Source organism: Mycetocola sp. 2940, from assembly GCF_040548835.1.
Taxonomy (GTDB): domain Bacteria; phylum Actinomycetota; class Actinomycetes; order Actinomycetales; family Microbacteriaceae; genus Mycetocola_A.
The window spans coordinates 181,120-191,426 of the sequence record NZ_JBEPSK010000007.1 but is presented as its reverse complement, the minus strand read 5'-3'; the positions used below and the strand labels follow the sequence as shown (position 1 = coordinate 191,426).

The window sequence follows — 10,307 nt, the reverse complement described above, 5'->3', positions numbered from 1 at the left end:
AATTTTGTTGTTCGGGGGCGGTGGGAGCGACAGAGTGTGGTGATTCACCTCGCGGATGCCGTCGATCGGGCCGAAAGGGTCGTTGCCGGAATCGACCGGGCCTGAAGGGTCGTTCGACGCGGATCGAGCCGCCCTTTCGGCCCACTCGAGCGCGATGGCGGGATCGAGTTGCCACGACCTGTCGTGCGCGGGGTCGAGTGGCCCAATTTTGTTGTTCGGGGGCGGTGGGAGCGACAGAGTGTGGTGATTCACCTCGCGGATGCCGTCGATCGGGCCGAAAGGGTCGTTGCCGGAATCGATCGGGCCTGAAGGGTCTTTCGACGCGGATCGAGCAGCCCTTTCGGCCCACTCGAGCGCGTTGGCGGGATCGAGTTGCCACGACCTGTCGTGCGCGGGGTCGAGTTGCCCAATTTTGTTGTTCGGGGGCGGTGGGAGCGACAGAGTGTGGTGATCCGATTCGGGATGCCGTGATCGGGCCCAAAGGGTCGTAGCCGCGATCGATCGGGCCGAAAGGGTCGTTGCCGGAATCGACCGGGCCTGAGGGTCGTTCGAGGAGGATCGAGCCGCCCTTTCGGCCCACTCGAGCGCGTTGGCGGGATCGAGTTGCCACGACCTGTCGTGCGCGGGGTCGAGTTGCCCAATTTTGGTGTTCGGGGGCGTTGGGAGCGACAGAGTGTGGTGATCCGATTCGGGATGCCGTGATCGGGCCCAAAGGGTCGTTGCCGGAATCGACCGGGCCCGAAGGGCCGTTCGAGGAGGATCGAGCCGCCCTTTCGGCCCACTCGAGCGCGATGGCGGGATCGAGTTGCCACGACCTGTCGTGCGCGGGATTGAGTTGCCACGACCTGTCGTTCGCGGGTCGAGTTGCCCAACTTTGATGTTCGGGGGCGTTGGGAGCGACACAGTGTGGGGATTCACCTCGCGGATGCCGTGATCGGGCCGAAAGGGTCGTTGCAGGGATCGCAAGCGGATGCCACGGGCCCGCGACGCGTACGAAGGCCCGGCCCGCGAGAACGAGGGCGCGCAGGCTACAGCGTGTCACCGAGCTTGAAGCCCTTGGCCACGTCGCCTTCGCGCGTGTAGGAGAACCCGTCGGCTCCGACAGTGACCGCCATCTCGCTCGGTTCCTCGCGGATGACGATGGGCTGCACGTTGCCGTCGAGGTCGAGCACGGGGGAGGCCTCGGTGTACCAGCTCGGAACGACGGGGTTACCCCACCAGTCCCGGCGCTGGTTGTCGTGGACGTCCCAGGTCACGACCGGGTTGTCCGGGTCGCCGGTGTAGTAGTCCTGCGTGTAGATCTCCACCCGGTGACCGTCGGGGTCGAGGAGGTAGAGGTAGAACGCATTCGAGACGCCGTGGCGGCCGGGGCCCCGCTCGATGAGGTCCGACTTGCGCAGGGCGCCGAGCTTGTCGCAGATGTAGAGGATGTTGTGCTTCTCGTGGGTGGAGAACGCGATGTGGTGCATCCGCGGCCCGTTTCCCCCGGTCATGGCGGTGTCGTGCACGGTGGACTTGCGGCGCATCCACGCGGCATACGTCACCCCGTCTTCGTCCTGAATGTCTTCGGTGACCCGGAAGCCGAGGTCCTCCATGTATGCCCGGGCCCGCGGCACGTCAGGCGTGACCTGGTTGAAGTGGTCGAGGCGCACGATCGCACCCGGGCCGTACAGGTCGTACCGCCAGGCGAGTCGCTCGACATGCTGGACGTCGTGGAAGAACTCGTACGGAAAGCCGAGCGGGTCCTCGACCCGCACCGAGTCGCCGACGCCCCTGGTGAAACCCCCGGGGCGTCGTTCGACCCGGCAGCCGAGCTCGGTGTAGAACTCGACGGCCCGGTCGAGGTCCTCGGGGGCGCGCACGCGGTACGAGAACGCGGCGACCGCGGCTACGGGCCCCTTCCGGAGCACGAGGTTGTGGTGGATGAACTCCTCGAACGAACGCAGGTAGATCTCGTTCTCGTTCTCCTCGGTCACGACCAGGCCGAGGATGTCGACGTAGAACTCCCTTGAAGCAGCCAGGTCGGTGACGACGACGTCCATGTACGCGCAGCGGAGAACGTCCGGCGGCGTGGCGCGGGGCGTCGGGATCGGGTTGGGGTTCGGGTTGACCTTCGCCTCGACGTGAGGGGCGGGGATGGGGCTCGGGTTGTGGTCCATATCAGCTTCCTTGCATGAGAGAGACGGGAAAGAGACGCACGACGGTCAGGGGGCGGATGCGTCGGCCGCCCCGAACCGGGCGGTGTGCACGTCGCCGATCGTGATGTGCACGGCCTGCTGGTCGGTGTAGAAGTCGATCGAGCGGTAGCCGCCCTCGTGTCCGAGACCGGATGCCTTCACCCCGCCGAACGGAGTGCGCAGGTCGCGCACGTTGTGCGAGTTCAGCCACACCATCCCGGACTCGACAGCCTGGGCGAAGGTGTGCGCGCGGGTGAGGTCCGAGGTCCAGATGTACGCGGCGAGTCCGTACCGGACACCGTTCGCCAGGTCGAGGGCCTCCTCATCGGTGTCGAACGGCGTGATCGCGACGACCGGCCCGAAGATCTCCTCCTGGAAGATCCGCGCGTCGGGCCCGACATCGGCGAAGACGGTGGGGGAGACGTAGTTGCCGTCGGGCAGGTGGTCGGGGCGTCCGCCGCCGGCGAGCAGCCGGCCCTCGGACTTGCCAATCTCGACGTAGCTCATCACCTTGTCGTAGTGCTCGGGGTGCACGAGCGCGCCCACCTCGGTGCCCGGGTCGTGCGGGTCGCCGACGACGATGTTCTTCGCCCGCGCGGCGTACCGCTCGAGGAATTCCTCATAGATCGGCCGTTCGACGAGGATCCGGCTCCCGGCCGTGCAGCGTTCACCGTTGAGCGAGAACACCCCGAACAGTGTGGAGTCGATGGCGGCATCGAGGTCGGCGTCGGCGAAGACGATGGCCGGGGACTTGCCGCCGAGCTCCATCGACATGCCCTTGAGGTTCGCAGCGCAGTTGCCGAAGATCGTCTGTCCGGTGCTGCTCTCGCCGGTGAACGAGATGAGAGGGACACCCGGATGCTTCACGAGCGCGTCGCCGGCCTCCTCACCGAGCCCGTTCACCAGGTTGAACACGCCCGTCGGGAGTCCGGCCTCCTCGAAGATCGACGCCCACAGGCTCGCCGACAGGGGCGTGAACTCAGCGGGCTTGAGCACGACGGTGCAGCCGGAAGCGAGCGCAGGGGCAAGCTTCCAACTCTCGAGCATGAACGGGGTGTTCCACGGCGTGATCAGCCCGGCGACGCCCTTCGGCTTGCGGTTCACGTAGTTCACCTGCCGGCCGGGCACCTTGTACGTGTCGTCGGCCTGGGCGACGATGAGGTCGGCGAAGAAACGGAAGTTCTCGGCGGCGCGCTGCGCCTGGCCGAGGGCCTGGGTGATCGGAAGTCCGGTGTCGAAGGTCTCGAGTTCGGCCAGCCGCGCGTCCTGCGCTTCGACGGCATCCGCGATTCTGTGCAGGATCCGCGCCCGCGCCCGGGGAAGCATCCGCGGCCACGGCCCGGACTGGAAGGCTCGGGTCGCGGAGGCGACGGCGCGGTCGATGTCTTCCGTCTGGCCGGCGGCCGCCGTTGCGTAGTTCTCGTTCGACACCGGGTCGAGCACGTCGAAGGTCTTGCCCGAGACGCTGTCGACGAATTCGCCGTCGATGTAGTGCTGGATCCGGTCCGGAAGGTTGTCGGGAATGTAGTGGGCCATGGTGTGCTCCATTGCTGGTTATGGCTGGGCGGGGGAGAGGCGTTTGTGGTCGGCCTGCCAGGCGGCGAACGCGTCGAGTGTGCGGATGCGGTGTGCCCGCGCCGCCATCTCGATCTCGAGACTGTCTGCACCGTCTTCGATGAGTTGCAGGATGCCTTCGTGCTCGTCCACGGACGCCGCGGCGCGGCCCGGCACGAAACTGAAGGTCGAGTCGCGGAGAACGTTCATCTGGTTCCAGCCGCGATGAACGAGGTCGAGAAGCTGGTCGTTCGGGCAGCGCGCGAAGAGCACCGAGTGGAATTCGCGGTTGAGTTCGGTGAACCGCCGCGGCTCGAAATGGTCGAGCGACTCGATCATCCGGGCGTTCACCGCCCTGGCGGCGGCGATGTCGGATGCCGTGATGAAGGGCGCGGACAGCATGGTCGCCGCCCCCTCCACGATCCCGAGCGTCTGCATCGTCGCGCTGTACGCCCCGTCGTTGAGCATCGCGACCTGGGCGCCGACGTTGCGTTCGAACGTGATCAGCCCTTCCGCCTCCAGCCTGCGGATGGCTTCGCGGACCGGCACGACACTGATCGCCAGCTCCTTCGCGATCGACCCGAGGACGAGGCGGTACCCGGGCACGAAGACGCCGCTGTCGATCCGCTCCCGGATCCAGACATACGCCTGCTCCGACTTGCTCAGCGTGCCGGCTGTGCCTGTCGTGTTCGGCGCGGTCATGATCGGCCGGCCAGCCACGCCTGATACCGGGCGGTCCAGGCCGCGTTCATCGGGTACAGGCCGTCCACGCCTTCACCGTTCGCCACCTGTTCGGCGACGAACGTCTCTTCGCGCTCCTGCTCGATGGCGTCGGCGACCACCTCGTCGACGAGCGACGGCGGGATGACGATCAGGCCGTCGGCGTCGCCGACGATCACGTCGCCCGGCTGCACGGATGTTCCGCCGCACGCGACGGTGACGTCGACGTCCCAGGGGATGTGACGACGGCCGAGCACGGCCGGATGAGGCCCCGAGTGGTAGGTCGGCAGGTCGAGCGCCGCGACCGCGGCAAGGTCGCGGACGCCGCCGTCGGTGACGATTCCTGCGGCGCCGCGGACCTGGGCGCGGAGCGCGAGGATGTCGCCGACGGTGCCGGTGCCGCGTTCACCGCGCGCTTCGATCACGAGGACATCGCCGGGGCCGAGGGCGTCGAACGCCCGCTTCTGGGCGTTGTACCCGCCGCCGTGAGCGGCGAAGAGGTCCTCGCGGTTCGGGATGAAGCGGAGCGTGCGTGCCCGCCCGACGAGCCGGGCACCGGGCCGGGTCGAGCGAAGCCCGTCGATGGAGACATTGTCGAGCCCGCGTTTGCGCAGCTGCGAGCTCAGCGTCGCCGTGCCCACCGAGTTGAGCCGGTCCTTCAGCTCGTCGGTGAGTTCGAACGGTGCGGCGAGGCCGGCGGCATCCGCGTTTCCCCACGCCTCCGCGCGCTGGTTGTCGTCGACGCTCGGCTTCATGCCGAAGTCCCCGAACGGGACCGTTCCTTCGGTGATGTGCGTCACCAGGCGGCCGGTTGAGGGGGAACCCGGGGAACCGGGGGCATCCACTTCGACCTCGACCGTGTCGCCGGGCACGGTGACGGACGACCCGGCCGGCGTTCCGGTGAGGATGACATCACCCGGGTGCAGGGTCATCAGCTGCGACAGGTCGGCGATGATCTGGCCGAACGGAAAGAGGAGGCCGGCGGTGGTGTCGTCCTGGACGAGGACGCCGTTCAGCCAGGTGCGAATGCGGAGCGCGTCAGGGTCGATGCCGTCGGCAGGGAGGACGACGGGGCCGATCGGGGTGAACCCGTCTCCGCCCTTGGACCGCACGTTGGACCCGTTGTCGGCGGTGCGCAGGTCATAGACGCCGAAGTCGTTCGCTGCCGTGACGCCGCCGACGGCGGCCCATCCCTGCTCGGGAGACACCCGCCGGGTACGCGTGCCGATGACGAGCGCCACCTCTCCCTCGAAGGCGAGCAGCTCGGTTCCGGCCGGGCGCTCGAGCACATCGCCCGAGGAGGAGAGCGACGAGGAAGGTTTGAAGAAGTAGGACGGATGCGACGGAAACCGCCCGCGCTGCTCTGCTCTCGAACGGTAGCTCAGGTGCACGGCGATGACCTTGCCGGGCTGGGCGAGCGGGAAACTCGGCGAGGTCATAGACGTCCTTGTCTGAGAGAACTGCGAAGTGGTATCCCAAATAATATACAATCCGCCGCAGTGCGCAACCTCTTGCGCCGCCTCTCAAATCGGGCCTAGTAACTGGGGTGAGGCGTCCCGTCAGCGGGCGCACGGATGAACGACGCCGCAAGGGCCTCCGAACTGCGGGCGAGGAGAGCAACGTCGGCTCCGACGAGCACGAAGGAGGCGCCGGCGGCCCGATACCGTTCGGCCACCCGCGGGTCGAACGCGTTCACGCCGACCGGTTTGCCCAGCCCCGAGATCACCCGGAGGGTCCGTTCGACGGCCTCGACCACGTCCGGGTGCTCCTGCTGGCCGAGATGCCCCATCGACGCCGCCAGGTCGGACGGCCCGACGAAGGCGCCGTCCACCCCGTCGACGGAGGCGATCGCTGTGGCGTTGGTGACGGCATCCGCCGTTTCGATCTGCACGAACAGCGACACGTACTCGTCGGCGCGGCCGAGGTAGTTGTCGACACGGTTCCAGCGGGCGGCCCGGGCCAGCGCGCTGCCGACGCCGCGCACACCGAGCGGCGGGTAACGAACCGCGGAGACGACCGCACGGGCGTCGTCTGCCGTGTTGACCATCGGCACGAGGAGGTTCTGCGCGCCCAGGTCGAGGAACTGCTTGATGAGGACCGTGTCGCCGGACGGGACCCGGACCACCGGCGTGATCGGGTAGGCGGCGACGGCCTGCAGCTGCGCGAGGATCGACTCGAGCCCGTTGGGGCTGTGTTCGCCGTCGATGAGCAGCCAGTCCAGGCCGGAGCCGGCGCAGATCTCGGCGACCAGCGGGCTGCCAGAGCAGACCCACATGCCGATCTGGGTGCGGTCGGCGTCGGCGAGGACGTCGCGGAACGTGGGGCTCAGCTGAAGCGGCATGTGATCGATCCCAATGGGCCGTAGTCTGCGTGCACGGTGTCGCCTTTTTCGACCCACATCGGCCGGGTGAACGAGCCGGCGAGGATGATCTCGCCGGCCTCCAGCGTCGTGCCGTGCTGAGCGAGCTTGTTGGCGAGCCAGAACACGCCCGCCGCGGGGTGGTTGAGGACTGCCGCGGCGACCCCGGACTCTTCGATGGTCTCGTTGCGGTACAGCAGGGCAGAGACCCAGCGCAGGTCGACGTCACCGATCTTCACCGGGTTGCCGCCGATCACCATGGCACCCATCGCCGCGTTGTCCGAGATGGTGTCGACGATGGTCCTGCCCTCCATCTCGATGCGTGAGTCCAGGATCTCGAGCGCGGGGACGACGTAGTCGGTGGCCGACAGCACGTCGAAGATCGTGCAGTTCGGGCCGGCCAGCGGCTTGCCGAGAACGAAGGCGAGCTCGACTTCGATCCGGACGTTCGAGAACGTCTCGAACGGGATGACCGCGCCGTTCTCGTAGACCATGTCGTCGAAGATGATGCCGTAGTCGGGCTCGGTGATGCCGGTGGCCTGCTGCATCACCCGCGACGTCAGCCCGATCTTGCGGCCGACCAGGCGGCGGCCGGCGTCGAGACCCCGGTTCTTCCAGAGGTTCTGGACCGCGTACGAATCCTCGACGGTCATGTCCGGGTAGCGGGCGGTGATCCGGGGAATCACCGACTTCGATTGTTCCGCGTCATACAGTTCATCGGCGATTCTCCGGATGGTTGCCTCGTCTAACACGCACCGCGCCTTTCGTAGCCGTTGATCCGAAGCCTAGGGGGTCCACCACGGCCGCAGCGGCAGGTCGCCGCCGGGTCGGACGGCCAGCACCTGGTGCAGCTGGATGCCGTTCGATTCGAAGGCGAGCCGGGAGCCCGCCATGTACAGGCCCCACACCTTCGCGGTGCCGAGCCCGACCTCGGCGACGGCCTCGTCCCAGTGCGCGACGAGGTTGGCAGACCAGTCCCGCAAGGTCAGCGCATAGTGGGGTCGCAGGTTCTCCTCGTGCAGGACCTCGAGCCCGGAGTCCTGCGCTGCCGTGAGAATCCGGCCCGAGCCGGTGAGTTCCCCGTCGGGGAAGACGTAGCGGTCGATGAAGCCGCGGGCGGACGGTTCCGATCTGTTGTCCGGCCGGGTGATGCAGTGGTTGAGCAGCAACCCTCCCGGCCGCAGCCGGGACTGGAGGAAGGCGAAATAACCCGGGTAGTTGCGCACCCCGACGTGTTCGAGCAGCCCGATCGACGACACCGCATCGAAGTCCCTTTCGACGACGTCGCGGTAGTCGCAGTGGCGGACCTCCGCGAGAGCGGTGAGGCCCTCGTCAGCGATGGCCTCCTCCGCCCACGAGGCCTGCTCCGTCGACAGCGTCACACCGGTCGCTCGAACGCCACGGCGTGCCGCGTACCGCACCATGCCGCCCCACCCGCATCCGACGTCGAGCAGCCGGTCGCCCGGCTCGAGGCGCAGCTTCTCGAACACCAGCCGGTACTTGTTCTCCTGGGCCTCGTCGAGGGACGCCCCGGGGTGCGGGTAGCACGCGCAGGTGTAGGTCATCGACGGCCCGAGCACCCACTCGTAGAAGGTGTTCGAGACGTCGTAGTGATGGTGGATCGCTTCGGCGTCCCTGGTCCGGCTGTGCCTAAGCCCGTCGGCGACGCGTCGCCAGCGTGGCGGTGCCTCCTCGGGCGGCGGCGCGATGGGACGCAGATGTTCGACGCCGATGGAACGGAGGATCTTCGCCGACACCTTCGGCGGCGGCATCGTGAAGACCAGGTTGTCGGCGAGCACCTTGAGGAGGTCATAGGGGTCGCCGGGGTGCACGCCGTGCATGTCGAGATCGCCGGCGATGTAGGCCCGGGCCAGGCCCAGGTCGCCCCGACCCGTCGCCAGGTAGGTCAGCCCTCGCGGTGTCTTCAGATCCAGCCGGAACGGGGCATCGGCCGGCCCGGCCGAGCTTCCGTCATACGCGGTGAATCTCACCGGGATCCGGCTGCCCGTGACGATCTCGAGGATTTCGGCCAGGGTGAACCTTTTCTCTGCCGTCTCCGCCGTCTTTTCCTTGAACGTCGTCATCGTCGTTGCACCGCCTTCGCATAGAGGTCCAGGAGCCGCGCGTCAGGGTCGTATCGTTCTTTGACCGCGGAATAGGTGTGGTCGCCGTAGCGCGAGTCGAATTCCTCCCGTGAGTAGTACGAATCGGAGTACAGCGACTTGTGGCCGTCGAGTTCGCCGACCTTCCGTTCGATGTGCCGGTTCGTCGCCCCGTCGCTCGAGCCGACCGGTACCGTCGACCAGAACCCGACGTTGACGTAGGTCTGGCGCGGCCGGAGCGGATACAGCGGCCATTTCTCGTCGTCCCGCAGGCGCAGCGGGCATAGCCAGACCGGTGCGATCGGCACGGTGGCCAGGAACCAGTCCAGGAACTCCGCGGTCCGCTCGATCGGCAGCTCCACGTCCTGAACGACCCGCTCGCGCGGCGGGCGGCCGCGAAGCTTCTCGATGCGGTTGCCGATGTGCAGCTGCTGTTCGTACTTCATCAGCGTCCAGTAGGAGCTGCTGCGGCGGAAGCGGCGCGGCCAGAGCCGGCGGATCACCGGGTTCTGCACGCCGAACGCCTCCGAGCACCAGAACCAGTCGGTGTCCCACCGCCACAGGTAGTCGCGAATCGTGAGCCGGTCATCGGCGACGCCCCGTTCGTGCCGGATCGAACGGTAGTAGATCTGCTGGCCGGTGTAGTCGCTGACCGGGCCCGGTGCATCCGTCTGCGTTCCTAGGCAGAGGTAGCTTTCGCCGGCGCTGAACACGACGCCGTCGAGGTAGTCGACGGGCTGCCCGTCCAGCTCGCCGGTGGCGACGATGCGATCCATCGTCGTGACCAGCTCGGCAAGCGACGAGAACCGCACCTGCCGCAGCGCCACGAAGCGTTTCACCGGCTCGAGTTCGATCCGCAGCCGGACGGCGTACCCGAGCGTGCCGTACGAATTGGGGAAGGCCCGGTAGAGGTCGACGTTCTCGCCGGGCGACGCGGTCAGTCTCTCTCCGGCGCCGGTGAGGATGTCCATCTCCAGCACCGACTCATGCGGCAGACCGTTGCGAAACGACGTCGACTCGATGCCGAGTCCGGTGACGGCGCCACCGAGGGTGATGGTCTTCAACTGCGGCACGACGAGCGGCGCCAGCCCGTGCGGGAGGGTGGCGGCGACGAGGTCCTCGTACGTGCACATGCCGGCGACGTCAGCCGTTCGCGCGTCCGGGTCGACGGCGAGAACCCCCGTCAGTCCGGAGGTGTCCAGGCCGGGGGCGCCGCCCCTGACCCGGGACCGGAACAGATTCGAGGTGGGTTTGGCCAGCCGCACCGGGGCCGTCGCCGGGAGGGCACGGTAGCTCGACAGCAGGCGCCGCACGCCTTCGGCGTGGTCGGCTTCGATGTCGGCGGCACGTACGATCACAGTCGCACGCTACCCCGCGGCGCGGCGCGGCGGCAGC

At 67.8% G+C, this 10,307-nt stretch carries 8 protein-coding genes; all 8 read right to left on the bottom strand.

Annotation, left to right across the window (positions count from 1 at the left end):
• Nucleotides 1–1,028: 1,028 nt before the first annotated feature.
• The 8 genes from hpaD to ABIE24_RS11970 all read right to left on the bottom strand — a co-directional run bounded on the left by hpaD (nucleotide 1,029) and on the right by ABIE24_RS11970 (nucleotide 10,270).
• Nucleotides 1,029–2,159, bottom strand: coding sequence for a 3,4-dihydroxyphenylacetate 2,3-dioxygenase (gene hpaD, locus ABIE24_RS12005; protein ID WP_354499946.1), 1,131 nt, complete (start codon nucleotides 2,157–2,159; stop codon nucleotides 1,029–1,031).
• Between the two features lie 45 nt (nucleotides 2,160–2,204).
• The gene (hpaE, locus tag ABIE24_RS12000; protein WP_502916277.1) at nucleotides 2,205–3,725 is read right to left on the bottom strand and encodes a 5-carboxymethyl-2-hydroxymuconate semialdehyde dehydrogenase; all 1,521 of its coding nucleotides are present in this window, start codon (nucleotides 3,723–3,725) and stop codon (nucleotides 2,205–2,207) included.
• Nucleotides 3,726–3,731: 6 nt separating this feature from the next.
• On the bottom strand, nucleotides 3,732–4,433 hold the full coding sequence (locus ABIE24_RS11995; protein WP_354499942.1) for a GntR family transcriptional regulator: 702 nt from the start codon (nucleotides 4,431–4,433) through the stop codon (nucleotides 3,732–3,734).
• Entirely contained in the window at nucleotides 4,430–5,890 is a 1,461-nt protein-coding gene (locus tag ABIE24_RS11990; protein WP_354499940.1) for a fumarylacetoacetate hydrolase family protein, read from the bottom strand. Before ABIE24_RS11990 ends, ABIE24_RS11995 begins: the two co-directional genes overlap by 4 nt.
• 95 nt (nucleotides 5,891–5,985) lie before the next feature.
• Entirely contained in the window at nucleotides 5,986–6,792 is an 807-nt protein-coding gene (locus ABIE24_RS11985) for an HpcH/HpaI aldolase family protein (protein WP_354499938.1), read from the bottom strand.
• The gene (hpaH, locus tag ABIE24_RS11980; RefSeq protein WP_354499936.1) at nucleotides 6,777–7,562 is read right to left on the bottom strand and encodes a 2-oxo-hept-4-ene-1,7-dioate hydratase; all 786 of its coding nucleotides are present in this window, start codon (nucleotides 7,560–7,562) and stop codon (nucleotides 6,777–6,779) included. Before hpaH ends, ABIE24_RS11985 begins: the two co-directional genes overlap by 16 nt.
• Nucleotides 7,563–7,595: 33 nt before the next feature.
• On the bottom strand, nucleotides 7,596–8,894 hold the full coding sequence (locus ABIE24_RS11975) for a class I SAM-dependent methyltransferase (RefSeq protein ID WP_354499934.1): 1,299 nt from the start codon (nucleotides 8,892–8,894) through the stop codon (nucleotides 7,596–7,598).
• On the bottom strand, nucleotides 8,891–10,270 hold the full coding sequence (locus ABIE24_RS11970) for an FAD-binding oxidoreductase (RefSeq protein ID WP_354499932.1): 1,380 nt from the start codon (nucleotides 10,268–10,270) through the stop codon (nucleotides 8,891–8,893). The genes ABIE24_RS11975 and ABIE24_RS11970 overlap by 4 nt, the downstream gene beginning before the upstream one ends.
• Nucleotides 10,271–10,307 lie beyond the last annotated feature (37 nt).